We start from the raw sequence: 26,945 nt of genomic DNA, 5'->3' as shown, positions 1-26,945 counted from the left end.
CGAGCTTGCTCGCGAACCGCCTCTGGTTTCCCGCGTTCGCGGGACGCAGCTCCATCGCGAACAGTGGAGGCGATGGGTATCGCTTCGCTCAACCCATCCTACGGGGCTGCCCCGCCCGCACCATTCCCATGTAGGAGCGCGCCCTGCGCGCGATATCGCGGGCAGGGCCCGCTCCTACGGGTACGCCACACACCGCGCCCATGAACGAAAACGCCGCCCCGAGGGGCGGCGCTGCGAACCTGGCGATCCGTCAGAACAGCCGGGTGAACAGCCAGTACAACGAGCCGGACAGCACGATGGCCGCCGGCAGCGTCAGCACCCAGGCCATCAGCAGGTTGCGGATGGTGCGCATCTGCAGGCCCGAGCCGTTGGCCGCCATGGTCCCGGCCACGCCGGAGGACAGCACGTGGGTGGTGGACACCGGCAGGCCGTACATGTCCGCCGCGCCTATGGTGAGCATCGCCACCACCTCGGCCGAGGCGCCCTGGGCGTAGGTCAGGTGGCTCTTGCCGATCTTCTCGCCGACGGTCACCACGATGCGCTTCCAGCCGACCATGGTGCCCAGGCCGAGGGCGATGGCCACGGCGATCTTCACCCACAGCGGGATGAAGCGGGTGGCGTCGTCGATCTTGCCCTTGAAGGCCATCAGCCGCGCCTGGGTATCGGCGTCGAAGTCGCCGGCCTTGTCCTTGTCCATCACGCGGATGGTCTCGGAAGCCAGGTACATGTCGTTGCGCACGTTGGCCATGGCCTCGGCGGGCACCTTGGCCAGGCTGCCGTAGCTCTTCACCTCGGCGCCGATGCTGCCGGTCAGCGCGGCCAGCGAGGGCACCACGGCCGGTTTCACTTCATGGGTGCGGATGTACTCCGAGAGCACCGGGCGCGGATCGGCCGGCGCCGTGCCCTGGGCGCTGCGTTGCAGGCCCTGCTGGGTGGCTTCGGCGAGGACCACGAAGGCGGTGGTCTGGTCGGCCGGGATGGTGCGGTTCAGCGCATAGGCCATGGGCACGGTGCCGATCAGGATCAGCATGATCAGGCCCATGCCCTTCTGCCCGTCGTTGGAGCCGTGGGCGAAGGACACCCCGGTGCAGGTCAGCACCAGCAGGCCGCGGATCCACCACGGCGGCGGCGCCTTGGCCTTGGGTGCCTTGTACAGCGCGCGGTTCTTCACCAGCAGGCGCAGGGCCAGCAGCAACAGCGCCGAGCAGGCGAAGCCGATCAGCGGCGAGAGCAGCAGCGAGTAGCCGACCTTGGTCGCCTGCGCCCAATCCACGCCGCTGGTGCCGTCGCGGCCGTGCATCAGCGCGTTGGCCACGCCGACGCCGATGATCGAGCCGATCAGGGTGTGCGAGGACGATGCCGGCAGGCCCAGCCACCAGGTGCCGAGGTTCCACAGGATGGCGGCGATCAGCAGGGCGAAGACCATGGCGAAGCCGGCCGAGGAGCCGACCTGCAGGATCAGCTCCACCGGTAGCAGGGCGATGATGCCGAAGGCCACCGCGCCGCTGGAGAGCAGCACGCCGAGGAAGTTGAAGCAGCCGGACCAGACCACCGCGAAGTGCGGCGGCAGCGAATGGGTATAGATGACGGTGGCCACGGCGTTGGCGGTGTCGTGGAAACCGTTGACGAACTCGAACCCCAGGGCGATCAGCAGCGCCACGCCGAGCAGCAGGAAAGGCGTCCAGGTGGTGACCGCGCTGGCCACCTCGTCGACGTCGTGGACCAGGCTCCAGGCGGAGAACAGCAGGCCGACGGCCAGCAATGCATAGAACGCCAGGGCGGTGAGGCGGCCGGGCTTGCTGTCCAGGTGCGGACGGCCTTCGAGAACGGCGGCGCCGTCCCTGGCCAGGGTTTCGCTAGTCATGCGGGAATCCGGTTGCGGGGGATGACCGCGCCAGCATGACGGGCAAGTGTGACAATTTATGTCTTGGAGGCCGAGAACATCCCTGGCGTAGGGCGTATAACCGTTCGCGGTTATACGCCGCCTCACCCTCCTCTCCGCCCCTGCCTCGGCCGAACCGGGAGAATGCGTGACCTGCGCCAAGCTCGACAGCGAGCGGGCCGGCGACCAAGGTCAAACGGCGGATAACGCCAGAGGCGTTATACGCCCTACGCGAAGGCCGAACCTGGCGTAGGGCGTATAACCGTTCGCGGTTATACGCCGCCTCACCTTTCTCATCGACCCTGCCTCGGCCGAACCGGGGGAATGCGTGACCCGCGCCAAGCTCGACACCGAGCGGCTGGCGGGCGAGGTCAAACGGCGGATAACGTGGAACGTTATCCGCCCTACGCCTGGTCTGGACTCAATAATGCTCCGGCACCACCATTTCTCCCGGCGTGGGAATGCGCACGTAGTCGGCATGGCGCTGGCGCATCGGCAACTCGACGTGCAGGTGCGCCACTTCCTCGTAGGGCACCTGGCCGAGCAGGTGGTGGATGCAGTTCAGCCGCGCGCGCTTCTTGTCGTCGGCCTGCACCACCCACCAGGGCGCCTCGGCGATGTGGGTGCGTTCGAGCATGATCTCCTTGGCCTTGGTGTAGGCCTCCCAGCGGCGCCGCGATTCCAGGTCCATGGGGCTGAGCTTCCACTGCTTGAGCGGGTCGTGGATGCGGCTCAGGAAGCGCATGTGCTGCTCCTCGTCGGTGATCGAGAACCAGTACTTGACCAACTGGATGCCCGAGCGCGCCAGCATGCGCTCGAATTCCGGCACGCTGCGGAAGAACTCTTCGTACTGCTCGTCGTTGCAGAAACCCATCACCCGCTCGACGCCGGCGCGGTTGTACCAGCTGCGGTCGAACAGCACGATCTCCCCCGCCGCCGGCAGGTGTGAGACGTAGCGCTGGAAGTACCACTGGGTGCGCTCGCGGTCGTTCGGCGCCGGCAGCGCGGCCACCCGGCACACGCGCGGGTTGAGGCGCTGGGTGATGCGCTTGATCACCCCGCCCTTGCCCGCCGCGTCGCGGCCTTCGAAGAGGATCACCAGCTTGTGCCCGGTCTTGACCACCCAGCTCTGCAGCTTCACCAGTTCGCCCTGCAGGCGGAACAGCTCGCTGAAGTAGCGGCGGCGGGCGATCTTCTCCTCGTCGCCGTCGGGGATGTGGTCGTCGAACAGTTCGTCGAGGTTGCGCACGTCCTCCAGCAGTTCCAGCTCCAGTTCCTCGTCGCTGTGGTCGAGAAGCTCGCGGTGGATGCGGCGGATCAGGTTGTCGTTGCTCAGTGGCATGGCCGGGACCTCGCTGGCGGGATGCGTGTCGCGCCAGCCTAGGCCGCGCCGGTGTCAGCCGCGTGACAGTTCAGGCGTCGTTGCGCTTGCGGAAGGCCCAACGCCAGGCCAGCAGGGTGAAGCTGGCCACCAGCATCACCAGCAGCCAGAAGCCGTGGGGGTTCTCCGCCAGGGGAATGCCGCCGACGTTCATGCCGAAGAAGCCGGCGACTATGTTGATCGGCAGCGCCAGCACCGTGACCACCGTCAGGGTGAACAGGGTGCGGTTGCTCTGTTCGTTGAGCTGCGCGGCGATCTCTTCCTGCAGCAGCTTGATGCGCTCGCCCAGGGAGGTGAGGTCGCTGATCACCAGGGAGAATTCCTCGGTGGCCTCGCGCAGGTCGCGCACGTCGGCCTCCTGCAGCCAGTCCGGCGGGCGGTTGAGCAGCCGCAGCAGCGAGCCCGGCTCCAGCGCCAGCAGGCGCTGCAGGCGCACCAGCACGCGGCGCATGGCGCCCAGGTCGGCGCGGTTGTCGGAGAGGTTCTGCGACAGCAGGCGGTCCTCGATGCGGTCCACGCCCACGGTGGTCTCGCGGACGATCTGGGTGAGGATGTCGCCCTGGTCGCGCAGCAGGTGCACCAGCAGTTCCAGCGGCGAGCGGAAGCACTCGCCGTGCTTGACCGAGGAGCGCAGGCGGTCCACCGAGCGCAGCGGCTGCATGCGGGCGGTCACCAGCAGGCGGCGGCGCGCGCAGACCCACAGGGTGGCCACGTCCGAGGAGACGCTGCCGAAGTTGAACACCACGTCGTTGACCACTGCCAGCAGCGCCGCGTCGACGTGCTCGATGCGCGTGGAGCGCGAGCCCTCGCGCAGGGTCTCGAAGAAGGTTTCGGGCAGCTCCAGGTGGCTCTTCATCCAGCGCTCGCAGGCGGCGTGGGCGAGGTTCAGGTGCAGCCAGACGAAGTCCTCGCCCTCCCCCGGCGCCTCCAGCCAGCGCAGCGCAGCGCTGGAATCCAGCTCCTGGCCGCGCTGCCCGGGGTGGAAGCGGAAGCCGTAGAGCAGCCCGAACAGGTCGGAATCCCAGGGGTCCTGGGTGAAACGTTGGTTCATGCGCGCTCGCTGAATGTGGCATCGCCCTGGGCCGGGCCGGCGACCTTCCTGCTTAGCAGGCCGGCATGACGTTCCGGTGCCAGAACGATGACAGCGCGATGACAGGCGCCTCAGCCGAACAGCCCGGCGATGGTCCGCTCGCCCAGCGCCGGGCCCACGCTCATGCCCACGCCGGTGTGCATCAGCACTGCGCTGATGCCCGCCTCCACCTGCAGCACCGAGAACGGCGCCGGGCCGCGCGCGCCGTACACGCCCTGCCAGCGCTCGACCACCTCGACGCGCATGCCCAGGGTGTCCTCGGCCAGGTCGAGCATCAGGCGGTCCACCACTTCGGCGTTGAAGGGCGCGGCATCGCTGCCGTAGTCGTGGGAATCGCCGATGATCAGCTCGCCGTAGGGCGTAGGGCTGATCAGCAGGTGGATGCCATGGCGCTCCAGCGCCGGCGTCTCGCGGCGGATCTGCGCGTGGATCGCCTGGGCCTGCGGCAGGTCGGCGAAGGCGCCGTAGTGCACGCAGCTCAGGCCGGTCAGCAGCGCGTGGCCCAGGCCCAGGTCGCGCTCGGGGCGGGCGCGGAGCATCTGCAGGCGGCACACCTGCGGCTTCAGCGCGGCCAGTTGCTCGGCCAGCAGGGTCTGGTAGTCGTGGCCGGAGCAGACCAGGATCTGCCCGGCCTGGAAGGTGCCGGCGGTGGTGCGCAGCAGGCCCGGCTCGATGTCACGCACCAGGGTGGAGAAGTGGAATTCCACCTTCAGCTCCCGGCGCAGCCAGTCGATCAGCGCCGGCAGCGCCTCGCGGGAGTACAGCTGCTGGTCGTCGAGGCTGTGCAGGGCCGCGCGGTGCTTGCAGAACGCGCCGTCGTAGAGCGCGTCCAGAGCCTTGCCGCGGAGCAGTTCGGCGCGGTAGCCGTGCTCCCTGGCGCGGCCGGCACAGAAGGCTTCCAGCAGGTCTTCCTCGGCCTCGCTGCGGGCGAACAGCAGCGAGCCGTTGCTGCGGATGGCGAAGCCGGCGCGCTCGGCCCATTCGGCCCACAGCGGGCGGCTGGCGCGGGCCAGGTCGAGCATGACGCCCGGCGGCTGGCCGCCGACCAGGGCCTGGCCGAAGTTGCGGATGGAGGCGCCGAGCGGCGTGGCGCTGCGTTCGAAGACGCGCACGCGCAGGCCGCGGCGGGCGGCGGCATAGGCGTGGGACAGGCCGAGGATGCCGGCGCCGATGATGGCGATGTCGGTGTTTTGTTGGGACATGGGTGGATTCCTGGGATCGAAGAGCCCCTCTCCCCAACCCTCTCCCTGAAGGGAGAGGGGGCTGTTCGGTGCGTGGATCGGCATCGGAGCCCGCCTGGAACCTCAGGATGAACTCGGTGATGGCAACCAGTGCAGAGGAGGGTTCCCTCTCCCTTCAGGGAGAGGGCTAGGGAGAGGGTGCTCTCCTCTGCTTCGCGCTTACTGCTGCGCCACCTTCTCCGACTTGCCGTCATAGCGCTTGCGCCATTCGGCCAGGATGGCGTCGCGGTTCTTCGAGGCCCAGGCGAAGTCGTTCTTGATCAGGCGCTGCTCGTAGTCCGCCGGCAGTTCGGTCTGCGGCTTGGCGATGCCCGGCTGGGCGAGCACGGCGAAGTTCTCCTTGTACAGCTCCATGGCCGCGGGGCTTGCGGAGAAGTCGGCGAGTTTCTTCGCCGCTTCCAGGTGCTGGGTGCCCTTGACGATGCCGGTGGCCTCGATCTCCCAGCCCAGGCCTTCCTTGGGCAGCACTATGTCCAGCGGCGCGCCCTGGCGCTTGAGCTGCACCGCCGGGTACTCGAAGGAGATGCCGATGGGGAACTCGCCGGCGGCGGCCAGCTTGCACGGCTTGGAGCCGGAGTGGACGTATTGGCCGATGTTCTCGTGCAGGGCGTCCATGTAGGCCCAGCCCTGTTTCTCGCCGAAGGTCTGCAGCCAGGCGGAGACGTCGAGGAAGCCGGTGCCGGAGGACGCCGGGTTGGGCATGACGATCTTGCCCTTGTACTCGGGCTTGGTCAGGTCCTGCCAACTGATGGGCTTCGACAGGCCCTGTTTCTCGGCTTCCACGCTGTTGAAGCAGATGGTCGCGGCCCACACGTCCATGCCCACCCACGCCGGCGGGTTAGCCGGGTCGCGGTAGTTCTTGCCGATCGCCGCCAGGTCCTTGGGCGAGTACTGCTCGAGCATGCCCTGCTGGTCGAGGATGGCCAGGCTGGAGGCGGCCAGGCCCCAGACCACGTCGGCCTGCGGGCGGTCCTTCTCGGCCAGCAGCTTGGCGGTGACGATGCCGGTGGAGTCGCGCACCCACTTGATCTCGATGTCCGGGTTCTGCTTCTCGAAGGCTTCCTTGTAGGCCTTCAGCTGTTCCGGCTCCAGGGCAGTGTAGACGGTCAGTTCGGTGGCGGCGCTGGCGTGCAGGCTGAAACCGGCGAGCACGGCGGCGGCGAGGGCGAGGCGTTTGAACATGGTGCGCTCCTTCTGTTTATTGGGCCCCCGCGTTCGCGGGGGTGACGGTCAGGTGCAACGTGGGTCGTGGGGAATCAGTGGCCGCTCCGGCGCCAGGCCTGGGACCGGCGCAGCAGGCCGCGCGAGGCCAGGGCCAGGACGAGCGAGGCGGCCGCCGAGGTGAGCAGGATCAGCGTGGACATGGCGGCGGCGCCGCCGACGTTGCCGGCGTCGTCCATGTTCAGCACGGCGACGGCGGCGAGGATGCTATCCGGGCTGTAGAGGAAGATCGCCGCCGACACCGTGGTCATCGCCGAGACGAACAGGTAGCGGACGATGTCCAGCAGCGCCGGCAGGCAGATCGGCAGGGTCACCTTCAGGTAGTGGCGCCACAGCGGCATCTTCAGCGACAGCGCGGCGGCCTCGAACTCGCCGTCGAGCTGGCGCAGCGCGGTGGTGGCGGTCATCTGCGCGGTGGTCAGGTAGTGGGCGATGGTGCACACCACCAGCAGGGCCATGCTGCCGTAGAACACGTGCAGCGGGTTGCCCGGCAGGTTGAAGAAGAACACGTAGCCCAGGCCCAGGACCAGGCCCGGCACCGCCATGGGCACGAAGCAGAACATGCGCAGCAACTGGTTCAGCCAGGCCTGCTCGCGAGTCTTCTCGATCAGGTAGGCGCCGGTGAAGATCAGCGCACTGCCGAACAGCGCGGTGCAGCAGGCCAGGGTCAGGCTGTTGCGGTAGGCCAGCCAGCCGCCGCCGGCGGTTTCCTCGAAGGCGTAGTGGCGCAACGACAACGACAGGTTGTACGGCCAGAACTTCACCAGCGAGGAATACACGGCCATGCCCAGCACGCCGAGGATCACCGCGCTGACCAGCAGCACCAGCGCCAGGTAGGCGCCGTCGCGGCGGCGCGAGGGCTTGGGCTGGTAGACCTGGGCGCGGCCGCTCATGGAGTCGCCCTGGCGCCGGCGCAGCCAGGCGTCCACCGCGAAGCTCAGCAGTGCCGGCAACAGCAGGAGCATGCCGATCTGTGCGCCGCGGCCGAACTGCTGCTGGCCGACCACTGCCTTGTAGGCTTCCAGCGCCAGCACCTGGTAGTCGCCACCGACAACCACGGGCACGCCGAAGTCGGTGATGGTCAGGGTGAACACCAGGCAGAAGGCGGCGAACACGCCCTGCCGCGAGGCCGGCCAGGTGATGCTGCGGAACGCCTTCCAGGGGCTGGCGCCCATGCTGGAGGCGGCGTCGAACAGCCGCGCGTCGGCCAGCGACAGCGCCGAAAGCAGGATCATCAGCGCATGGGGGAAGGTGTAGATGGCCTCGCCCAGGACGATGCCCCAGAAACCATAGATGTTGTCCGGCACCCAACTGCGCAGCAGGCCCTGGTTGCCGAACAGGTAGATCAGCGCGATGCCCGGGAGCATCGACGGCGCCAGCAGCGGCAGCAGGGAAATGCCACGCCACAGGCCCTTGGCCGGGATCAGCGTGCGCTGCAGGGCGTAGGCGAAGCCATAGGCCAGCGGCACCACGATGGCCGCCACGCTCAGCGAGACCTTCAGGCTATTGCCCAGCAGCCAGTGGAAGTTGGCGCTGGCCAGCAGCTCGGCCATGGCCGTCAGGCCGCCGCCCTGCCCTTCGGCGCCGCTGAAGCCACGCCAGAAGATGGCCAGCAGCGGCAGCAGCACGGCCAGGGCCAGCAGGGCGAGCAGCAACAGCTTGCCGCCGAGGATGAACAGGCGGTCGCCGAGGTCGCCGCGGGCCTGGCCGGCGGCCAGGGTCGGGTCGAGTTTCATTACCGCGCTCATGTCAGGCGAACACCTGCAGGCTCTGCGGCGGCAGCGAGACCCAGATGTCCGCGCTGCCCAGGCGCGGCATCTGCTCCGGGGCCAGCTCGGCCAGCAGCGCGTGGCCGGGCAGCTCGTGCAATTCGAAGCTCATGCGGCAGCGGTTGCCGAGGAAGGTGATCTCGCGGACCTGGGCGCGGAACAGGTTCTCCTGGTGCACCACCGGGTTGATGCCGATCGCCTCCGGGCGGCAGAACAGCCGCCCGCGCGTGGCGTTGGCGCGCTCGCCGTGCAGGCGCAGGCTCAGGCCGCCGACCCGCGCCATGCCGTCGGCGCCGCGCTCGAAGGGCAGCCAGTTGCCCTGGCCGACGAACTCGGCGACGAAGGGCGTGGCCGGGGCGCTGTAGATTTCCTGGGCGGTGCCGTACTGCTCGACCTTGCCGTGGTTCATCACGGCGATGCGGTCGGCCATCAGCATGGCCTCGTCCTGGTTGTGGGTGACCATCAGGGTGGTGATGCCCAGGCTCTTCTGCAGTTGGCGCAGCTCGCCGCACAGGTGCTCGCGCACCCGGGCGTCCAGCGCCGACATGGGCTCGTCGAGCAGCAGCAGCGACGGCGCCGGGGCCAGCGCGCGGGCCATGGCCACGCGCTGCTGCTGGCCGCCGGAGAGCTGGCCGGGGTACTTCTTCTCGCTGCCGGCCAGGCCGACCAGTTCGAGCATCTCGCCCACGCGCTTGCGCGCTTCCTCGCGGCTGGCGCCGGTCAGGCCGTAGGCGACGTTCTGCTCGACGCTGAGGTTGGGGAACAGCGCGTAGGACTGGAACAGAATGCCGTAGTCGCGGGCCTGGGGCGGCAGGCGCGAGACGTCGCGCTCACCGATATGGATGGCGCCGCCGTCCTGGCGCTCCAGCCCGGCGATGCAACGCAGCAGCGTGGTCTTGCCACAGCCGGAGGGGCCGAGCAGGCAGACCAGCTCGCCGCCCTCGATGTCCAGCGAGACGCCGTCGAGGGCGGCGAAGTGGCCGAAGCGCTTGTGCATGTCGCGCACCCGCAGCGGGGTGCCGGTGGGGAGGGAATCGTGCATGGCGGAACCTCTTGCAGCTGGCCCGCGGCGACAGACCGCGGGGCTCGATGGAGGGCCATGCTAGGGAAGGAATGCGAAGGCTCTGTTGCGATGGGTGCAACTGCGCCGATAGAGGTATAGGCAGATTTGCGATGCCGAAAGGCTTTTTACAGGGCGGGCCCTGCCCGCGATTTCGCGCGCAGGGCCCGCTCCTACAGGGGAATGGCGCGGGTGGCGCGGCGTAGGAGCGGATCTCATCCGCGAATCGCGCTGGGACGTCCGGCTATCGCGGACAAGGTCCGCTCCTACGGTACGGGCAGGCCCGGCTTCCTACGAAAACCCCCAGGCAATTGCAGCTATGGGGCGGGCGCGGTTTCCCGTGCCAGGGCCAGGAAGGCGCTGGTCAGGCGCGCCTGGCGGCGTTCCTTCAGGCAGAACAGGTATTCGTCGATCAGCGGCGCACCCTGCAGCTCCAGCACGCGCAGCTCGGGGTTATCCGGCACTTCCTGGCGCGAGATGATGCTCACCCCGAGGTTGCGGATCACCGCCTCGCGGATCGACTCGCGGCTGCCGATCTCCAGCATCGAGGCCGGCATTACCACGGACTCGCGCAGCAGCTTCTCGGTCAGTTCGCGGGTGGTCGAGCCGGCCTCGCGCATCAGCAGGCAATGGTTGCGCAGCTCGCCCAGGGCCACCGAGCGCTGCGCCGCCAGCGGGTGGCTGCGGTGCACCGCCAGCACCAGCGGGTCGCGGCCGAGCACCAGGTGGATCAGCCGCGCGTCCTCCACCGGCTGCGACGAGGCCGCCAGGTCCACCCGGCATTCATAGAGGGCCTCCAGCACCTGCTGCGAGTTGCCGATCTCCACCGACACCTCGATCTGCGGGTAACGCTCGCGGAAGGCCTTGATCAGCCCCAGCACGTAGTAGGGCGAAGTGGCGCCGATGCGCAGGCTGCCCTGCATCTGCCCGCAGTTGCGCAGGAAGAACTCGATGTCCGCCTCCTGCTGCAGCAGCGCCTGGACCATGGGCAGCAGGCGCGCGCCTTCGTCGGTGAGGGTCAGGCGGCGGCCGCCGCGGTAGAACAGCTCCACGGCGTACTGGCCTTCCAGGCTGCGGATTTGCGTGGTCACCGTCGGCTGGCTGAGGCCGAGCTTCTTCGCCGCCTGGGTGATGCTGCCCAGGCGCGCCACCATATAGAAGGCCTTGAGTTCGGCGCTCAGCATCGCTCGGACCGCTCAGGGAAATGGCTCATCGCTTCTCCGTCATCGCCAGGCGTCTGGATTCGACTATCGGGTATCGGCGCCAGGCGCAGTGGCAAGAAACCGGGGGCAATGAGGAAACGGCGGGAAGGATGGCGTCCCCAACTGGATTCGAACCAGTATCTAGCCCTTAGGAGGGGCTTATTCTATCCCTTGAACTATGGGGACACGCCTGGGCCCGCGGCGGCTGCCGGGACCGGGTGGGCATGTTAACCAGCGTCGGCGCATTTGTCATGCCGCGGCGCGGATTTCGCACCTGCCGAGAAGGCCCGCCTGAACGAACAGCGGCGTCAGCCTGGCGTTGCCGCTGCGCTGACCCCGGCGTCGTCCAGCAAGGCCAGCAGGCCGCCCACGCTGGTCTCCAGGCTGGCGGAGTTGTCCAGCACCCGCAACGGCGGCGCCAGGCCCTCGGCGAAGGCGGCATTGCGCGCCAGGCGCGCCTCGATCTCCGCCAGGGTTTCCCGGCCGCGGGCGACCAGGCGCTGGCGCAGCACCTCGGGGGCGACCTGCAACAGCACCGCGAGCAGGCCGGGATAGCGTCGTCGCGCTTCCTCCAGATAGCCGCGCGAGCCGTTGACCAGCACGACGCGCCCTTGGGCCAGCCAGTGGTCGATCTGCCGCGGGATGCCGTAGCACAGGCCATTGGCCCGCCAGCTCATGGCGAAGGCGCCCTCGCGCTCCAGGCGCTCGAAGGCTTCGGGGGTCACCGCTTCGGCATCCTCGCCGCGGGCCTCGGCGGAACGGGTGATCACCCGCCGCACGACGTACCCGCCCCGCTCGGCCAGCGGCGCCGCCGCAGCCTGGAGCAGGCTGTCCTTGCCCGAGCCCGAAGGCCCCATCAGATAGATCAACTTGCCGCTCATGCTCATCTCTGCACCGCGCCTCCCGGGGCGCGGACGCCGCGTATGATACCCGCCCGCCGGCGCCGCGGAAGCGGGAAAATGGCCGGCCCGGCGCTGCATGGCGAGCCAGGTTGTGACATCATCCGCGCCCCTCGTGAACCATTGCCCGTGCGGGTGGTCGGATGATGGCGCAATGGCGGCCGGGACCTGGGACTTGAGCTAATCTGAGCGAATGGAGCCCATGGGCCGCGCCACCCATCGAAAGAAAGATATGCAGATAGCCTCGCATTTCGGACGATTGGTGCTGGCATTTAGCCTTCATGCGACGCAAAATACGTCGCAGAATTGACGTCAAGTAATTGGTCGGCCACCTGATTACTGCCCTTGCGCTGAACGGCCAACGGATTTCGCTGTCATAGGGACTCGAACACAGACCCCTTGGCACCGTTTCCCTGACTTACAGGTTTAATGTATGCGCCCATTGAAACAGGCAACCCCAAGCTACTCCAGTCGCACCGCCGACAAGTTCGTCGTCCGTCTGCCCGAAGGCATGCGTGAGCGTATCGCCGAGGTCGCCCGCAATCACCATCGCAGCATGAACTCGGAAATCATCGCCCGCCTGGAGCAGAGCCTGCTGCAAGAGGGCGCCCTGCAGGACAACCTCGGCATCCGCCTGGACAGCCCCGAGCTGAGCCTGCACGAGCGTGAGCTGCTGCAACGCTTCCGCCAGCTGACCCATCGCCAGCAGAATGCGCTGATCGCCCTGATCGCCCACGATGCGGAAATGGCCAGCAACGCCTGAGCCCAGTTGCACCGAAGAAGCGCTGTTCGCTTAAAGAGAAATGCCGTTTCTCCCATGGGGGAAACGGCATTTTTCATTCCAGCGGGCCATGCCCCGTCCGGCGTGGCCGGTGAATCCAATCGCGGACAAAGTCCGCTCCTACGCCCGTGCCCTCCCTGAACCTTAGGCTTGCGCCGAGGTGCTCTTCGTAGGATGGGTTGAGCTTGCGAAACCCATCGCCCCCTGATGATGGGTATCGCTTCGCTCAACGCCATCCTACGAAAAGTCGTGCTTCCCGGAACCGTAGGAGCGGACTCTGTCCGCGATCCGGCGCTCAGGAGGTCCTGTGATACGGATGTAGCGAGAGCCCCGATTCCTGCCCGCAAAGCCCCGCTCCTGAAGTGCAAAAACCGCCCGAAGGCGGTTTTTCGCAGCCGGCATGGGCCTACATCAGGAACAACGTGGCCAGGCCCAGGAAGATGAAGAACCCACCGCTGTCGGTCATGGCGGTGATCATCACGCTGGATCCCATCGCCGGATCGCGCCCCAGGCGCAGCAGCGTCATCGGAATCAGCACCCCCGCCAGCGCAGCCAACAGCAGGTTGAGGGTCATGGCCGCGGTCATCACCACGCCCAGCTCCCAGTTGCCGTACAGGTAGAAGGCCACCACGCCTATCACCCCGCCCCAGACCAGGCCGTTGACCAGCGCCACGCCCAGCTCCTTGCGCAGCAGGCGCGTGGCGTTGCTGGTCTGGATCTGGTCCAGGGCGATGGCGCGGACGATCATGGTGATGGTCTGGTTGCCCGAGTTGCCGCCGATGCCGGCGACGATGGGCATCAGCGCGGCCAGCGCCACCAGCTTCTCGATGGAGCCTTCGAACAGGCCGATCACCCGCGAGGCGACGAAGGCGGTGATCAGGTTGGTGGCCAGCCAGGTCCAGCGGTTGCGCACCGACTTCCACACCGAGGCGAAGATGTCTTCCTCCTCGCGCAGACCGGCCATGTTCAGCACTTCGGTCTCGCTCTCCTCGCGGATGAGGTCGACCATCTCGTCGATGGTCAGGCGGCCGATCAGCTTGCCGTTCTTGTCCACCACCGGGGCGGAGATCAGGTCGTAGCGCTCGAACGCCTGGGCGGCGTCGTAGCCGTCCTCGTCGGGCTGGAAGGTCACCGGGTCGGTGGCCATGACCTCGGCCACCTGCTTGTCCGGGTCGTTGACCAGCAGGCGCTTGATCGGCAGCACGCCCTTGAGCAGGCCGTCGTAGTCGACCACGAACAGCTTGTCGGTATGCCCCGGCAGCTCCTTCAGGCGGCGCAGATAGCGCAGCACCACTTCCAGGCTGACGTCGTCGCGGATGGTGACCATCTCGAAGTCCATCAGCGCGCCGACTTCGTCTTCCTCGTAGGACAACGCCGAGCGCACGCGCTCGCGCTGCTGCGCATCGAGGGTTTCCATCAGCTCGTGGACGACGTCGCGCGGCAGTTCCGGCGCCAGGTCGGCGAGTTCGTCGGCGTCCATCTCCTTGGCCGCGGCGAGGATCTCGTGATCGTCCATGTCGGCGATCAGCGTCTCGCGGACGGCGTCGGATACTTCCAGGAGGATGTCGCCGTCGCGCTCGGCCTTGACCAGCTGCCAGACCGTCAGGCGGTCGCTCAGCGGCAGCGATTCGAGGATGTGGGCGATGTCGGCGGGGTGCAGGTCATCAAGCTTGCGCTGCAGCTCGGCGAGGTTCTGCCGGTGTACCAGGTTCTCGACGAGATCCTGGTGCTGGCCTTCCTGGCGGTGCGCCAGGTCTTCGACCAGCTTGTGCTTGTTCAGCAGCTCGACCACCTGGTTCAGGCGGTCCTGCAGGCTTTCCTGCGGCTTCTTGGCTTCTACTTCGGTCATAGCACGCTCCACCCCCAGCGGCGGAGCGCGCACGGGGGCTTAAAACATCAGGTCGTGTTGAGGCAATCGGGGTTCTGGGTAACTACTGGGTAAGTCCATGGTGGTGTGCCCACGCGCCCATATCGGGCAGATAGGAGAAATGATAACACTCCGGAGCCTGTTCAGCGTTACAAAATAGCGGCTAGAACAATCGCTTGCGGCACAAAGTTGAGGGTGACTTCACTCGCTATCACAGACGCCGGAAAAAGCTGTCGAGACACCCGGAAATTTCGCGAAGGCCAGGCGGGATAGGCTGCATGCAACCCTGTCACGGAGGATCGGAGATGCGCCTGTCGCCCCTGTACTGCCTGCTCCCGCTGCTCGCCCTCATGCCAATGGACCGCCCCGCCGCCACGCCGTTCCGCTGCGAGACCGCCGATGGCCATGTCAGCTTCCACCAGCATGGCTGCCCGCCGGGCCAGGCGCAAAGCCGGCAGCGGGCGCACAACCCGACGCCGGGCAGCGGCAGGCCGGTGCCCCTAGCCCACCCTCCCCACGAGAGCCGGCGCGCGCCATCCGACAACCCGCTGGTGGTGGTTGGCGAGCGCGAGGATGGCTGCGGCAACCGCCTCGACGAGCGCGAAAGGCGCACCGCGATCCTGCAGAAGCGCATTCGCACCGGCATGACCCGCACGGACGTGGAAAGCGCCTTCGGCCGCCCGGACCGCGTCAGCCAGCTCGACGAGCGGCAGCGCTACCACTACGACGCCAGGCCCGACCAAGGCAGGCGCACAGTAACCTTCGACGAGTTCGGCTGCGTGCAGGGCAAGGCGACGCGCAAGCGGCGCTGAGCCCGGCCCGATGCGGAAAAACGCGAGGCAAAGAAAAAGGGCCTGCATTGCTGCAGGCCCTTTCGGTAGATGGCGCACTCAGGAGGATTCGAACCTCCGACCGCTCGGTTCGTAGCCGAGTACTCTATCCAGCTGAGCTATGAGTGCGCTGGTTGGTGCAGTTTAGCCAGGTTCACCAACTGGTGCAGCTTCTGGGGCCGAGGCCTTTCGTCGCTGCTGGCGTCCGCTTGCGCGTACCGCCTGTGTAGTGGCGCACTCAGGAGGATTCGAACCTCCGACCGCTCGGTTCGTAGCCGAGTACTCTATCCAGCTGAGCTATGAGTGCGCTGATGGGGCGCAGATTCTAGTTCGAACATTCAGACGTGTCAAACAGATTTTTCAATCTTTTCAGTAGCTTAGCTACCTGACTCGTCATTCGCACCAGAACGTGCAAATGGCGGAGAGGGGGGGATTCGAACCCCCGACACCCTTTTGAGGTGTACTCCCTTAGCAGGGGAGCGCCTTCGGCCACTCGGCCACCTCTCCGCAACACGGGGCGCATGATATCCATGTTTTCCCCGTTTGCAAAGAATTTTTTATAGAAAAATTAATGGTTTGGTTCTTGGTCTTTCTCTTTCTGGATGCGCTGGTAGATCTCTTCGCGGTGAACAGCGACTTCCTTCGGCGCGTTCACGCCAATGCGCACCTGATTTCCCTTGACGCCCAGCACGGTCACAGTGACGTCATCACCAACCATCAGGGTCTCTCCGACCCGGCGAGTCAGAATCAGCATTCCTTTCTCCTTTCGTGTTTCGGATAAGCAGTCTGCAAAAAAAGAAATGGCGGCAGAGCCACTGAATATCAAGTGTGTGCTCCTTCACCCAAGTATTGACCAGTCCGCGCGGAATGAAAGTTCCGGTGGCCCGGTCAAAAACGACAAAAGGCGCGGGATGAGCCGCGCCTTTTGCATGATGCCCTCTTACTCGCCCTGGCGGGCCGGGGCATCCAGCTCGAAGGCGGTGTGCAACGCACGTACCGCGAGCTCCAGGTATTTCTCCTCGATGACCACGGACACCTTGATTTCCGAGGTGGAGATCATCTGGATGTTGATGCTCTCCTTCGCCAGCGCCTCGAACATGCGGCTGGCGACGCCGGCGTGGGAACGCATGCCGACGCCGACGATGGAGACCTTGGCGATGTTGGTGTCGCCGGTGGCCTCGCGCGCGCCGATGTTGGCGGCGGTCTGCTTGAGGATTTCCAGGGCCGCGAGGTAGTCGTTGCGGTGCACAGTGAAGGTGAAGTCGGTGGTGTTATCGTGCGAGACGTTCTGCACGATCATGTCGACTTCGATGTTCGCGGCACTGATCGGCCCGAGGATCTTGAAGGCCACTCCGGGGGTATCCGGTACGCCACGGATGGTCAGCTTGGCTTCGTCGCGGTTGAAGGCGATGCCGGAGATGATCGGCTGTTCCATGGATTCCTCTTCATCAAGGGTAATGAGGGTGCCCGGACCCTCCTGGAAGCTGTGCAGCACGCGCAGCGGAACATTGTACTTGCCGGCGAACTCCACCGAGCGGATCTGCAGCACCTTGGAGCCGAGGCTGGCCATTTCCAGCATTTCCTCGAAGGTGATCTTGTCCAGTCGGCGGGCCTGCGGCACTACGCGCGGATCGGTGGTGTAGACGCCATCGACGTCGGTATAGATCTGGCACTCGTCGGCCTTCAGCGCCGCGGCCAGGGCCACGCCGGTGGTGTCGGAGCCGCCGCGGCCGAGGGTGGTGATGTTGCCGTGCTCGTCCACGCCCTGGAAGCCGGCGACCACGACCACGCGGCCGGCCTTGAGGTCGCTGCGGATGTTGGCGTCGTCGATGCTCAGGATACGCGCCTTGGTGTGCGCGCTGTCGGTCAGGATGCGCACCTGGTTGCCGGTGTAGGAAACCGCCGGCACGCCGCGCTTGATCAGGGCCATGCTCAGCAGGGCGATGGTCACCTGCTCGCCGGTGGAGACCATGACGTCCAGTTCGCGCGGAACCGGCTGGTCCATGATCTGCTTGGCCAGGCCGATCAGGCGGTTGGTCTCGCCGCTCATGGCGGAAACCACCACCACGATATCGTCACCCGCCTCGCGGAATTTCTTCACCTTCTCGGCTACCTGCTCGATACGCTCGACGGTGCCGACGGAGGTCCCTCCAAACTTCTGTACGATCAAAGCCATTTCAAAAGCCGCCTGATTCCTGAAGGGCGCCCATTAGACAGACATCGCTGCCCCTTGCCAAGGCCCGCCGGGCGCGCCGCGGGCCTGGCCTTGCCGGTGCTTACCGGCCCTGTTCGACGAAGGCCTTGGCCAGGGCCAGGGCCTCGTCCAGCTTGCCGGCGTCGGTGCCGCCGCCCTGGGCCATGTCCGGGCGACCGCCGCCCTTGCCGCCCACGGCTGCCGCGGCCTGCTTCATCAGGTCGCCGGCCTTGAGCCTGGCGGTCAGGTCCTGGGTCACCCCGGCGACCAGCACCACTTTCTCTTCGAACACGCCGCCGAGCAGGATCACGCCGCTGCCCAGCTTGTTCTTCAGCTGGTCGACCAGCGCCAGCAGCGCCTTGCCGTCCAGGCCGTCGAGACGCGCGGCCAGCAGTTTCACCCCCGCCACGTCCACGGCCGAACCGGCCAGGTCGTCGCCGGCGGCGCTGGCGGCCTTGGCCTTGAGCTGCTCCAGTTCCTTCTCCAACTGGCGGTTGCGCTCCAGCAGGCCGGCGAGCTTGTCCAGCAGGTTGTCACGGCTGCCCTTGACCAGGCCGGCCGCTTCCTTGAGCTGCTCTTCGGCGCCATTGAGGTAGGCCAGCGCAGCCGCGCCGGTCACCGCCTCAATACGGCGCACGCCGGCGGCCACGCCGCCTTCGCTGGTGATCTTGAACAGACCGATGTCGCCGGTGCGGCCGACGTGGGTGCCGCCGCACAGTTCGACGGAGAAGCCGCCGCCCATGGTCAGCACGCGCACCTGGTCGCCGTACTTCTCGCCGAACAGCGCCATGGCGCCCTTGGCCTTGGCGGTGTCGATGTCGGTCTCTTCGGTCTCGACCTCGCTGTTGGCGCGGATCTCGGCGTTGACGATGTCTTCCAGTTGCTTCAGCTGCTCGGGCTTGATGGCCTCGAAGTGGCTGAAGTCGAAGCGCAGGCGCTGGCTGTCCACCAGCGAGCCCTTCTGCTGCACGTGGTCGCCCAGCACCTGGCGCAGCGCGGCGTGCAGCAGGTGGGTGGCGGAGTGGTTCAGCGCGGTGGCCTGGCGCACGCCGGCATCGACCTCGGCCTTGACCGCGGCGCCGACGCTCAGGCTGCCCTGGGCGACGATGCCGTGGTGCAGGTGGGCGCCGCCGGCCTTGGTGGTGTCGCGCACGTCGAAGCGCACGCCGGCGCCGGAGAGGGTGCCGCAGTCGCCGACCTGGCCGCCGGATTCGGCGTAGAACGGCGTCTGGTCGAGGACGACCACGCCCTCCTCGCCTTCCTTGAGCTTCTCGACGGCCTTGCCGTCCTTGAACAGCGCGATGATCTGGCCGGCGCCGGACACGCCCTGGTAGCCCAGGAAGCGGGTGTCGCCGTCGACTTTCACCAGGGCGTTGTAGTCCATGCCGAAGGCGCTGGCGGAGCGGGCGCGCTCGCGCTGGGCCTCCATCTCGCGCTCGAAGCCTTCCTCGTCGAGGGTCAGGCTGCGCTCGCGGGCAATGTCGTTGGTCAGGTCCACCGGGAAGCCGTAGGTGTCGTACAGCTTGAACACCACGTTGCCAGGGATGACGCTGCCCTTCAGCTCGCCCAGGTCCTGCTCGAGGATCTTCAGGCCCTGCTCCAGGGTCTTGGCGAACTGCTCTTCCTCGGTCTTGAGCACGCGCTCGATGTGCGCCTGCTGCTGCTTGAGCTCGGGGAAGGCTTCGCCCATCTCGGTCACCAGGGCGGCGACGATCTTGTGGAAGAAGCTGCCCTTGGCACCCAGCTTGTTGCCGTGACGGCAGGCGCGGCGGATGATGCGGCGCAGCACGTAGCCGCGGCCTTCGTTCGAAGGCAGCACGCCGTCGGCGATCAGGAAGCTGCAGGAACGGATGTGGTCGGCCACAACCTTCAGCGACGGCGCGTCGTCGTTGGCGCAGCCGATGGCTTCGGCGGAGGCTTTGAGCAGGCTCTGGAACAGGTCGATCTCGTAGTTCGAGTGGACGTGCTGCAGCACGGCGCTGATGCGCTCAAGGCCCATGCCGGTGTCCACGCTCGGCGCCGGCAGCGGGTGCATGACGCCGTCCGCGGTGCGGTTGAACTGCATGAACACGTTGTTCCAGATCTCGATGTAGCGGTCGCCGTCCTCTTCCGGGGAGCCGGGCGGGCCGCCCCAGATGTCGGCGCCGTGGTCGTAGAAGATCTCGGTGCAGGGGCCGCAGGGGCCGGTGTCGCCCATCGCCCAGAAGTTGTCGGAGGCGTAGGGGGCGCCCTTGTTGTCGCCGATGCGCACCATGCGCTCGGCGGGCACGCCGACTTCCTGGGTCCAGATGTCGTAGGCCTCGTCATCGCTGGCGTAGACGGTGACCCAGAGCTTGTCCTTGGGCAGGTTCAGCCACTTGTCCGAGGTGAGGAATTCCCAGGCGTAGTGGATGGCGTCGCGCTTGAAATAGTCGCCGAAGCTGAAGTTGCCCAGCATTTCGAAGAAGGTGTGGTGGCGCGCGGTGTAGCCGACGTTTTCCAGGTCGTTGTGCTTGCCGCCGGCGCGGACGCACTTCTGGCTGGTGGTGGCGCGGGTGTAGGCGCGCTTTTCCAGGCCGAGGAAGCAGTCCTTGAACTGGTTCATGCCGGCGTTGGTGAACAGCAGGGTCGGGTCGTTCGCCGGAATCAGCGAACTGGACGCTACGCGGGTGTGCCCCTTCTCTTCGAAGAAGCGGAGGAAGGCTTCACGGATTTCAGCGCTTTTCATAGGTTCTTCCACGGAAAAATGCGGCCACGAATCGCCGGCAAAGGGCCGCATTATATCGGCCCTGCGCACCGGGTACAGTGTGTTTCTACGATAGATGGCAGCTATTGCGCCTCTATCCTAGTCAGTCGCGACGAAAGGCGGCGAAAGCCTCGACGATACGGGGAATGTCCGCGGTTTTCACGTCCAGGTGGGTAACCAGGCGCAGGCGCGGGGCAGCGCTGACGCGGATGCCGCGCTCGCCGAGGAAGTCGCGCAGGGCCGCGGCACGCTCGCCGAGGTCGACGTAGACCATGTTGGTCTGCACCGGCTCGACGGCGTAGCCCAGGTCCGCCAGGCCACGGCCGAGGGTTTCGGCATTGGCGTGGTCCTCGGCCAGGCGTTGCACCTGGTGGTCCAGGGCGTACAGCCCGGCCGCCGCGAGCCCGCCGGCCTGGCGCATGCCGCCGCCGACCATCTTGCGCAGGCGCCGGGCCTTGCCGATCAGCCCGGCGCTGCCGCACAGTACCGAGCCCACCGGCGCGCCCAGGCCCTTGGACAGGCACACCGAGACGGAATCGAAGTGGCGGGTGATCTCGCCGGCGTCCACACCCAGCTTGACCGCGGCGTTGTACAGGCGCGCGCCGTCCAGGTGCAGGGCCAGGCCGCGGCGCTGCGTCAGCTCGCGGGCGGCGGCCAGGTAGGCCAGCGGCAGGACCTTGCCCTGCATGGTGTTCTCCAGCGCCAGCAGGCGGGTGCGGGCGAAGTGGAAGTCGTCCTGCTTGATGGCCGCCTCGACCTTGGCCAGGTCCAGCGAACCGTCGGCCTCGCCCTCGATGGGCTGCGGCTGGATGGAGCCGAGCACCGCGGCGCCGCCGCCTTCGTATTTATAGGTGTGGGCCTGCTGGCCGACGATGTACTCGTCGCCGCGCTCGCAGTGGGCCATCAGCCCGAGCAGGTTGCTCATGGTGCCGCTGGGCACGAAGAGCCCGGCCTCGAAACCCAGGCGCTCGGCCAGGGCGGCCTCCAGGCGGTTGACGGTGGGGTCCTCGCCATACACGTCGTCGCCCAGTTCGGCCCGGGCCATGTCCTCGCGCATCCCGGCGCTGGGCAGGGTGACGGTGTCGCTGCGAAGGTCGATGACGGACATGGCGGGGCTCCTGGAAAGCGGGGAAAGAGCCCGATGCTATGTGCTTGGCTGCCTGGGGACAAGGCTCGGAAGGCGGGTCTTCGCGGGCAGGGGAATGGCGCGGGTGGAGCGGCGTAGGAGCGGATCTCATCCGCGAATCGCGCCGGTGGGTCCGGCTATCGCGGACAAGGTCCGCTCCTACGGCGGGAGGAATACCGTGCCTCCCGGCAACCTGTAGGAGCGGGCCCTGCCCACGATTTCGCGCGCAGGGCGCGCTCCTACAGGGGAATGGCGTGGGTGGTTCCAGCTATTGCGGACAACGTTGCAGGCGAGCATGGCTTCTCGTAGGAGCGAGCTTGCTCGCGAACCGCATGGCACCGCAGCCGCCGGAAAAATCTGTTCGCGAGCAAGCTCGCTCCTACGAAGAGCCCCAGACGCCGGGCGCTCAGAGTTCCGTGGGCACCACGAGGATGCCGGCGCGAAGGCCGTTCCTCACCCGCGGGTTGGGGAAGATGATGCGCGCGCCCTTCTCTTCGACGATCCAGCGGGTGCCGCCGATGTCCTCGGCGAGCAGGTAGCCATGGTCCAGCTCGGTGAAGTTGTCCACGGCGTCGTCCAGGTGCAGGCGGAAGTGGTCGCTGTGCTTGATCACCTCGCGGGACACGGCGAACAGTTGCAGGCCGTCCAGCCCGCCCTCCTCCACCGGCGCCTCGCTGCCGTCGACCAGCACCTGCAGCAGCGCCTCCAGGCGGCCCAGGTTGACCACCTGGTTCTGCCCGAAGGGCCGCGCCTTGCCCAGCTCCAGGGTGAAGGCCTCGGCGCCCAGGCGGCTGTAGGTGTAGGAGCTGAAGGTGATGCCGGTCTTGTTCTGCAGCAGCACCGCGTCTATCCCGGCGCTGCGCAGGCGCGCCAGCTCCGCGCGGGAATGCTCGCGGCCCTCGCTCCAGGGGTAGAGGGCGAACTGCTCGATCTTCGAACCGCGGATCGCCGTGTGCAGGTCGTAGTGCAGCCGCTGGCGGCCGTCGCGGGCGAAGAAGGCCGCGGCCAGGCGCTCCAGTTCGGCGGCGCGCAGGGCCTCGCTGCCGCTGCCGTCCTCGTGGCGGCCGCAGAACAGGCGGTTGATGTCCTGTTCCAGGTAGCGCTCGCCGCGGCGCATGGCCTCCGGGTTGCCAAGCAGGAACAGCAGGCGCGCCGCCGGCTTCAGCTCGCCGCGGGCGATGCGCTGGACGAGGCGGTCGAGCAGTTCGATGGGCGCCGTCTCGTTGCCGTGGATGCCGGCCGAGAGCAGCAGGTCCAGGCCATTGTCGCGGCCGCTGGCGGGGGTCACCTCGAGGGCGCCTTCGGCCAGCCAGTGCAGGCGCGTGCCGTCGGCGGTGAGCTGGATCTTCTCGGTCGGCTCGCGACCGACGAGGGTCAGGTCGAGCAGCTTGCCCAGTGCTAGCATGCGCGGGTCTCCCGGTTGGCCGCCGGCACCTGCGGGCGGCGGCCCCTGCGATCAGTGATGGTCACATCCACAGTCTGGACCATGTTCGTGGACTTCGGCGGCCTCCAGCTCCAGGCTCAGGCTGAGCTGGTTGACCGCCTGCGGGCGGACCACCAGCAGCGGCACCTCGGTGTCCTCCTCGAAGGACTCGGCGTAGATCAGCAGGCCGCCCTTGCCGTCGGCCTCCAGCCACAGGTCGCGGCCCTCCAGGCGGATGGCCAGGCGGGCGCTGTGGGTCTCGCGACGGGCGCCGGTGGCGTCTTCGAGGATCAGCGGAAGGCTTTCGGTGGTCATGATGTTCAACTCATCTGGAAGGGATAGACGGAGCCCAGTTTAAGGATCCGGCTCAGTTCATCCAATGCCGTCCGGCACTCCACCAGCAGCTGCGGGTCGGCCAGGTCGGCTTCGGACAGGCGGTCGCGGTAGTGCTTGTCGACCCAGGCCACCAGGGTGTCGTACAGCGCCGGGGTCATGACCACGCCGGGGTTCACCGCGGCCAGCTCGGCTTCGTTGAGCGCCACGCGCAGGCGCAGGCAGGCCGGGCCGCCGCCGTTCTGCATGCTCTGCTTGAGGTCGAAGACCTTCACTTCGCGGATCGGCCCGCCCCCGGCGGTCAGGCGCGACAGGTAGTTCCACACGCGCTCGTTCTGCCGGCACTCTTCCGGGACGATCAGCAGCATGCTGCCGTCGGCGCGGCTGAGCAGCTGGCTGTTGAACAGGTAGGACCTGACCGCGTCTTCCACGCTCACCTGGTCGCCCGGCACGCAGACCGGCTGGAAGCGGCCGCCGCGGCGGCCCAGCTTGGCGTCCAGCTCGGCCAGTACCTTGTCGGTGTCGAGGAAGGCGTCCTGGTGGTAGAACAGCACCTCGCCGTTGCCCACGGAAATCACGTCGTTGTGGAACACGCCCTGGTCGATCACCGCCGGGTTCTGCTGGGCGTAGACCACGCCCTCCTCGCCCAGGCCGTGCAGGCGGGCCACCGCCTGGCAGGCTTCCAGGGTCTGCCGCGCCGGGTAGCGCTGCGGCGCCGGGAAGCGGCTATCGAAGGCGCTGCGGCCGAACACGAAGAACTCCACGCCGGCCTCGCCGTAGCCCTTGCAGAAGCGCGTGTGGTTGGCCGCGCCTTCGTCGCCGAACTGCGCCACCGCCGGCAGCGCCGCGTGGTGGGCGAAGTGTTTCTCGTCGCGGAACATGGCGCCGAGGATGCGGCTGGTGACCGGGTGCTCGATGGAGCGGTGGAACTTGCAGTTCAGATTGGCCGCGGTGAAGTGCACGCGGCCATCGGCGGTATCGGCGCTGGGGCTGACGGTGGCGGCATTGGCCGTCCACATGCAGGAGGCCGAGCTGACCGCGGCGAGCAGCGGCATGGCTTCCTTCGCCGCCTTGGCGATCACCTCGGCGTCGCTGCCGCTGAAGCCGAGGGCTCGCAGCGAGGCCACGGCCGGGCGTTCCTGCGGGGCGAGCACGCCCTGCTTGAAGCCCATTTCCATCAGCGCCTTCATCTTCGCCAGGCCCTGCTTGGCGGCTTCCTTCGGGTTGGACGCCACCTGGCTGTTGCTCTGCGAGGCGACGTTGCCGTAGGACAGGCCGCCGTAGTTGTGCGTCGGGCCGACAAGACCGTCGAAGTTCATTTCATAGGCGGTCATCACAGGCTCACTCCCGGAGTCAGGGTTGCAGGCAGGGCAAGGCTTTCGCTTTCCAGCGAGGCCACCGGATAGGCGCAGTAGTCGGCGGCGTAGTAGGCGCTCGGGCGGTGGTTGCCGGAGGCGCCGATACCGCCGAAGGGCGCGCTGCTGGCGGCGCCGGTCAGTTGCTTGTTCCAGTTGACGATGCCGGCGCGGCTGTCGAGCAGGAAGCCCTCGAAGCGCTCGCGGGAATCGGACAGCAGGCCGGCGGCCAGGCCGTACTGGGTGGCGTTGGCTTCGCGCACTGCTTCGTCGAAATCGCCATAACGGATGACCTGCAGCAGCGGGCCGAAGAATTCTTCGTCCGGGCGCTGCGCCACGCCGGTCACGTCGAGGATGCCGGGGGTCAGCAGGGCCGCGCCTTCCAGCGGCTGGGACATGGCCAGCAGGGCCACGGCGCCGTTGGCCAGCAGGTGCTCCTGGGCCTTGAGCAGGTGCTCGGCGGCGGCCAGGGAAATCACCGAGCCCATGAAGGGCGCCGGCTGTTCGTCGAAGCGGCCGACCTTGATGCTCGCGGTCACCGCCACCAGGCGCGCCAGCAGGGCGTCGCCCCACTCGCCCGCCGGCACCAGCAGGCGCCGCGCGCAGGTGCAGCGCTGGCCGGCGGAGATGAAGGCGGACTGAATGATGGTGTAGACCGCGGCGTCGACGTCTTTCACTTCATCGACGATCAGCGGGTTGTTGCCGCCCATCTCCAGCGCCAGGATCTTCTGCGGCTGGCCGCCGAACTGGCTGTGCAGCAGATTGCCGGTGCGGCTGGAGCCGGTGAAGAACAGGCCGTCGATGTCCGTGTGCGCAGCCAGGGCCACGCCGGTGTCGCGGGCGCCCTGCACCAGGTTGAGCACGCCCGCCGGCAGGCCGGCGTCGATCCAGGCGCGAACGGTCAGCTCGGCGACCTTGGGCGTCAGTTCGCTGGGCTTGAAGATCACACAGTTGCCGGCCAGCAGCGCCGGCACTATGTGGCCGTTGGGCAGGTGGCCGGGGAAGTTGTAGGGGCCGAACACCGCGACCACCCCGTGCGGCTTGTGGCGCAGCACGGCGCTGGCGTCGGCCAGCGGGCCGCTCTTGATGCCGGTGCGCTCGCGGTAGGCCTGGACCGAGATGGCCACCTTGTTGACCATGCTGGTGACTTCGGTGCCGGCTTCCCACAGCGGCTTGCCGGTTTCCTCGCCGATCGCCCGGGCCAGTTCGTCGCTGCGCGCCTTGAGGGTGGCGGCGAAGGCTTCCAGCACGACGATGCGTTCCTCCAGCGGGCGCCGCGCCCAGGCCGGGAAGGCGGCGCGGGCGGCGGCCACGGCGGCATCGACCTGTGCAGCACTGGCGGCGCGGCCGCTCCAGACCACGGCCTGGCTGACCGGGTCGAGGGATTCCAGGGTAGCGCCCTCGCCCGCCTGCCACTGGCCGGCGATGTAGTGGGTAGTCATCTCTTGTTCTCCTCCGATCCGCGCGGGATCAGCGTTTTCCGGCGGACAGCGGCACCGCGCGCACCGAGGCGCCGGCGGACAGGCGCAGGCGCTTGGCGGTCTGCGCGTCGACCACCAGGGAGCCGGCGGCGACCCGCGCCGGGGCCGCGGCGATGCGGCATTCCTCGCGCTTGCGGTTGTGGATCAGGTAGGGCTCGGCGTCATCGCCCGGCGTGCCGATGGCCAGCACCAGCGCCTGGCTGTCGGCGATGGCGCGGATCTTCTCGGTCGGCGCCTCGATGGCCGGGCCTGCGTCGAAGATGTCGACGTAGCCCTGGTAGCTGAAGCCCTCGGCCTTGAGCATGGCCAGCGCCGGCTCGGTGTCCGAGTGCACGCGGCCGATCACGTTGCGCGCCTCTTCCGAGAGGAAGCAGGTGTATAGCGGGAACTTCGGCATCAGTTCGGCGATGAAGGCCTTGTTGCCGACACCGGTCAGGTAGTCCGCCTGGCTGAACTCCATCTTGAAGAAGTGCCGGCCCAGGCTTTCCCAGAACGGCGAGCGGCCGTCGGCGTCGGACATGCCGCGCATCTCGGCGATCACCTTGTCGCCGAACAGCTCGCGGAACTCGGCGATGAACAGGAAGCGCGCCTTGGACAGCAGGCGGCCGTTGAGGCCCGTGCGGTGGTCGGCATGCAGGAACAGCGAGCACAGCTCGGACTGCCCGGTGAGGTCGTTGGCCAGGAACAGCGTGGGGATCTCGCGGTGGATGCCCAGCTCCTGGGAGGCGCTGACGGTGAGGCCGACGCGATAGTTGTACCAGGGCTCGCGCAGGCCGACGGCGCCGGCCACGGCGGAGATGCCGACGACCTTGCCGGCATCGTCCTCGAGGACGAACAGGTAGTCGGCATCGGCGCGCTCGGCTTCGCCGCGGAAGGCCTTCTCGGCCCAGCCGACGCGGTGCGCCAGGCGCTGTTCGTTGGCCGGCAGCGTGGTCAGCCCGGTGCCGGTGCTGCGCGCCAGTTCGATGAGGGCCGGCAGGTCGGCGCTGGTGACAGGACGAACGATCATATTCACTCCGTTTCGGCTTCAGGCCGCAGGCTGCAGGCCACAGGCGAAAGCTTCCGTTTGGGCCCGCAGCCTGCCG

21 protein-coding genes and 4 tRNA genes are annotated in these 26,945 nt (G+C 67.5%); 2 read left to right on the top strand and 23 right to left on the bottom strand.

Annotation, left to right across the window (positions count from 1 at the left end; all coding sequences use genetic code 11):
• Positions 1-250: 250 nt before the first annotated feature.
• From ACTWJ5_RS07905 to phnN, 10 genes are all read right to left on the bottom strand, one after another.
• A complete protein-coding gene (locus tag ACTWJ5_RS07905; protein ID WP_253408704.1) occupies positions 251-1,864 on the bottom strand; it encodes an inorganic phosphate transporter in 1,614 nt (537 codons plus the stop codon).
• Between the two features lie 439 nt (positions 1,865-2,303).
• Positions 2,304-3,224 (bottom strand): polyphosphate kinase 2, encoded by a 921-nt coding sequence (gene ppk2 / locus ACTWJ5_RS07900; protein WP_009620802.1) that lies wholly within the window; start codon positions 3,222-3,224, stop codon positions 2,304-2,306.
• A 70-nt stretch (positions 3,225-3,294) separates the two neighbouring features.
• A complete protein-coding gene (locus ACTWJ5_RS07895; RefSeq protein WP_043314322.1) occupies positions 3,295-4,314 on the bottom strand; it encodes a transporter in 1,020 nt (339 codons plus the stop codon).
• 110 nt (positions 4,315-4,424) lie between these two features.
• Positions 4,425-5,555 carry a TIGR03364 family FAD-dependent oxidoreductase gene (locus ACTWJ5_RS07890; RefSeq protein ID WP_253391373.1) on the bottom strand — a complete coding sequence of 377 codons (1,131 nt, stop codon included), beginning with the start codon at positions 5,553-5,555 and terminating at the stop codon, positions 4,425-4,427.
• 198 nt (positions 5,556-5,753) lie between these two features.
• Entirely contained in the window at positions 5,754-6,776 is a 1,023-nt protein-coding gene (locus ACTWJ5_RS07885) for a putative 2-aminoethylphosphonate ABC transporter substrate-binding protein (RefSeq protein ID WP_253391374.1), read from the bottom strand.
• Between the two features lie 74 nt (positions 6,777-6,850).
• Positions 6,851-8,563, bottom strand: coding sequence for a putative 2-aminoethylphosphonate ABC transporter permease subunit (locus ACTWJ5_RS07880; protein WP_444438067.1), 1,713 nt, complete (start codon positions 8,561-8,563; stop codon positions 6,851-6,853).
• 1 nt (position 8,564) lies between these two features.
• Positions 8,565-9,626, bottom strand: a complete 1,062-nt coding sequence (locus ACTWJ5_RS07875) for a putative 2-aminoethylphosphonate ABC transporter ATP-binding protein (RefSeq protein ID WP_444438065.1) — start codon at positions 9,624-9,626, stop codon at positions 8,565-8,567.
• Between the two features lie 335 nt (positions 9,627-9,961).
• Positions 9,962-10,828 carry a LysR substrate-binding domain-containing protein gene (locus ACTWJ5_RS07870; protein ID WP_249919062.1) on the bottom strand — a complete coding sequence of 289 codons (867 nt, stop codon included), beginning with the start codon at positions 10,826-10,828 and terminating at the stop codon, positions 9,962-9,964.
• A gap of 129 nt (positions 10,829-10,957) precedes the next feature.
• Positions 10,958-11,032 (bottom strand) — tRNA-Arg (locus ACTWJ5_RS07865).
• Positions 11,033-11,154: 122 nt separating this feature from the next.
• The gene (gene phnN, locus ACTWJ5_RS07860) at positions 11,155-11,727 is read right to left on the bottom strand and encodes a phosphonate metabolism protein/1,5-bisphosphokinase (PRPP-forming) PhnN (protein WP_116422810.1); all 573 of its coding nucleotides are present in this window, start codon (positions 11,725-11,727) and stop codon (positions 11,155-11,157) included.
• 451 nt (positions 11,728-12,178) lie between these two features.
• Between phnN and amrZ the strand changes: the two genes are divergently transcribed.
• On the top strand, positions 12,179-12,508 hold the full coding sequence (gene amrZ / locus ACTWJ5_RS07855) for a transcriptional regulator AmrZ (protein WP_009620783.1): 330 nt from the start codon (positions 12,179-12,181) through the stop codon (positions 12,506-12,508).
• A 424-nt stretch (positions 12,509-12,932) separates the two neighbouring features.
• On the opposite strand, the gene mgtE is transcribed toward amrZ, so the two are convergent.
• Positions 12,933-14,375 (bottom strand): magnesium transporter, encoded by a 1,443-nt coding sequence (gene mgtE, locus ACTWJ5_RS07850; RefSeq protein ID WP_074976383.1) that lies wholly within the window; start codon positions 14,373-14,375, stop codon positions 12,933-12,935.
• A 323-nt stretch (positions 14,376-14,698) separates the two neighbouring features.
• Between mgtE and ACTWJ5_RS07845 the strand changes: the two genes are divergently transcribed.
• Positions 14,699-15,205: an outer membrane protein assembly factor BamE gene (locus ACTWJ5_RS07845; RefSeq protein ID WP_261746762.1), complete on the top strand. Its 507-nt coding sequence runs from the start codon at positions 14,699-14,701 to the stop codon at positions 15,203-15,205.
• A 70-nt stretch (positions 15,206-15,275) separates the two neighbouring features.
• Here ACTWJ5_RS07845 and ACTWJ5_RS07840 read toward each other — a convergent pair.
• The 12 genes from ACTWJ5_RS07840 to astA form a co-directional block, all read right to left on the bottom strand.
• Positions 15,276-15,352, bottom strand: a tRNA-Arg gene (locus ACTWJ5_RS07840).
• A gap of 101 nt (positions 15,353-15,453) precedes the next feature.
• Positions 15,454-15,530, bottom strand: a tRNA-Arg gene (locus tag ACTWJ5_RS07835).
• Between the two features lie 109 nt (positions 15,531-15,639).
• Positions 15,640-15,730 (bottom strand) — tRNA-Ser (locus tag ACTWJ5_RS07830).
• Positions 15,731-15,791: 61 nt separating this feature from the next.
• Positions 15,792-15,977, bottom strand: coding sequence for a carbon storage regulator CsrA (gene csrA / locus ACTWJ5_RS07825; protein WP_003085981.1), 186 nt, complete (start codon positions 15,975-15,977; stop codon positions 15,792-15,794).
• Between the two features lie 186 nt (positions 15,978-16,163).
• A complete protein-coding gene (locus tag ACTWJ5_RS07820) occupies positions 16,164-17,399 on the bottom strand; it encodes an aspartate kinase (RefSeq protein ID WP_074976389.1) in 1,236 nt (411 codons plus the stop codon).
• A 100-nt stretch (positions 17,400-17,499) separates the two neighbouring features.
• Positions 17,500-20,124, bottom strand: coding sequence for an alanine--tRNA ligase (alaS, locus tag ACTWJ5_RS07815; protein WP_444438061.1), 2,625 nt, complete (start codon positions 20,122-20,124; stop codon positions 17,500-17,502).
• A 121-nt stretch (positions 20,125-20,245) separates the two neighbouring features.
• Entirely contained in the window at positions 20,246-21,250 is a 1,005-nt protein-coding gene (gene ltaE / locus ACTWJ5_RS07810; protein ID WP_074976394.1) for a low-specificity L-threonine aldolase, read from the bottom strand.
• A 424-nt stretch (positions 21,251-21,674) separates the two neighbouring features.
• Complete coding sequence (gene astE, locus ACTWJ5_RS07805; RefSeq protein ID WP_061560954.1) at positions 21,675-22,673, bottom strand: succinylglutamate desuccinylase; 999 nt, start codon at positions 22,671-22,673, stop codon at positions 21,675-21,677.
• A 51-nt stretch (positions 22,674-22,724) separates the two neighbouring features.
• A complete protein-coding gene (locus ACTWJ5_RS07800) occupies positions 22,725-23,006 on the bottom strand; it encodes a hypothetical protein (RefSeq protein WP_009620763.1) in 282 nt (93 codons plus the stop codon).
• A gap of 5 nt (positions 23,007-23,011) precedes the next feature.
• Positions 23,012-24,358, bottom strand: coding sequence for an N-succinylarginine dihydrolase (gene astB, locus ACTWJ5_RS07795; RefSeq protein WP_074976398.1), 1,347 nt, complete (start codon positions 24,356-24,358; stop codon positions 23,012-23,014).
• Positions 24,358-25,821, bottom strand: coding sequence for a succinylglutamate-semialdehyde dehydrogenase (gene astD, locus ACTWJ5_RS07790; protein WP_074976400.1), 1,464 nt, complete (start codon positions 25,819-25,821; stop codon positions 24,358-24,360). Before astD ends, astB begins: the two co-directional genes overlap by 1 nt.
• A 28-nt stretch (positions 25,822-25,849) precedes the next feature.
• Positions 25,850-26,869, bottom strand: coding sequence for an arginine N-succinyltransferase (gene astA / locus ACTWJ5_RS07785; RefSeq protein WP_249919056.1), 1,020 nt, complete (start codon positions 26,867-26,869; stop codon positions 25,850-25,852).
• Between the last annotated feature and the right edge of the window lie 76 nt (positions 26,870-26,945).

Source organism: Pseudomonas sp. A6 (genome assembly GCF_052367875.1).
Lineage (GTDB): Bacteria > Pseudomonadota > Gammaproteobacteria > Pseudomonadales > Pseudomonadaceae > Pseudomonas > Pseudomonas citronellolis.
Note: the sequence above shows the minus strand (reverse complement) of the source record. Positions and strands in the feature narration are given on the sequence as shown.

Bases quoted from the DNA above. Each gene is read 5' to 3' on its own strand.
- ACTWJ5_RS07905 (WP_253408704.1), bottom strand. From the start codon at position 1,864: ATGACTAGCGAAACCCTGGCCAGGGACGGCGCCGCCGTTCTCGAAGGC.
- ppk2 (WP_009620802.1), bottom strand. From the start codon at position 3,224: ATGCCACTGAGCAACGACAACCTGATCCGCCGCATCCACCGCGAGCTT.
- ACTWJ5_RS07895 (WP_043314322.1), bottom strand. From the start codon at position 4,314: ATGAACCAACGTTTCACCCAGGACCCCTGGGATTCCGACCTGTTCGGG.
- ACTWJ5_RS07890 (WP_253391373.1), bottom strand. From the start codon at position 5,555: ATGTCCCAACAAAACACCGACATCGCCATCATCGGCGCCGGCATCCTC.
- ACTWJ5_RS07885 (WP_253391374.1), bottom strand. From the start codon at position 6,776: ATGTTCAAACGCCTCGCCCTCGCCGCCGCCGTGCTCGCCGGTTTCAGC.
- ACTWJ5_RS07880 (WP_444438067.1), bottom strand. From the start codon at position 8,563: ATGAGCGCGGTAATGAAACTCGACCCGACCCTGGCCGCCGGCCAGGCC.
- ACTWJ5_RS07875 (WP_444438065.1), bottom strand. From the start codon at position 9,626: ATGCACGATTCCCTCCCCACCGGCACCCCGCTGCGGGTGCGCGACATG.
- ACTWJ5_RS07870 (WP_249919062.1), bottom strand. From the start codon at position 10,828: ATGCTGAGCGCCGAACTCAAGGCCTTCTATATGGTGGCGCGCCTGGGC.
- phnN (WP_116422810.1), bottom strand. From the start codon at position 11,727: ATGAGCGGCAAGTTGATCTATCTGATGGGGCCTTCGGGCTCGGGCAAG.
- amrZ (WP_009620783.1), top strand. From the start codon at position 12,179: ATGCGCCCATTGAAACAGGCAACCCCAAGCTACTCCAGTCGCACCGCC.
- mgtE (WP_074976383.1), bottom strand. From the start codon at position 14,375: ATGACCGAAGTAGAAGCCAAGAAGCCGCAGGAAAGCCTGCAGGACCGC.
- ACTWJ5_RS07845 (WP_261746762.1), top strand. From the start codon at position 14,699: ATGCGCCTGTCGCCCCTGTACTGCCTGCTCCCGCTGCTCGCCCTCATG.
- csrA (WP_003085981.1), bottom strand. From the start codon at position 15,977: ATGCTGATTCTGACTCGCCGGGTCGGAGAGACCCTGATGGTTGGTGAT.
- ACTWJ5_RS07820 (WP_074976389.1), bottom strand. From the start codon at position 17,399: ATGGCTTTGATCGTACAGAAGTTTGGAGGGACCTCCGTCGGCACCGTC.
- alaS (WP_444438061.1), bottom strand. From the start codon at position 20,124: ATGAAAAGCGCTGAAATCCGTGAAGCCTTCCTCCGCTTCTTCGAAGAG.
- ltaE (WP_074976394.1), bottom strand. From the start codon at position 21,250: ATGTCCGTCATCGACCTTCGCAGCGACACCGTCACCCTGCCCAGCGCC.
- astE (WP_061560954.1), bottom strand. From the start codon at position 22,673: ATGCTAGCACTGGGCAAGCTGCTCGACCTGACCCTCGTCGGTCGCGAG.
- ACTWJ5_RS07800 (WP_009620763.1), bottom strand. From the start codon at position 23,006: ATGACCACCGAAAGCCTTCCGCTGATCCTCGAAGACGCCACCGGCGCC.
- astB (WP_074976398.1), bottom strand. From the start codon at position 24,358: ATGACCGCCTATGAAATGAACTTCGACGGTCTTGTCGGCCCGACGCAC.
- astD (WP_074976400.1), bottom strand. From the start codon at position 25,821: ATGACTACCCACTACATCGCCGGCCAGTGGCAGGCGGGCGAGGGCGCT.
- astA (WP_249919056.1), bottom strand. From the start codon at position 26,869: ATGATCGTTCGTCCTGTCACCAGCGCCGACCTGCCGGCCCTCATCGAA.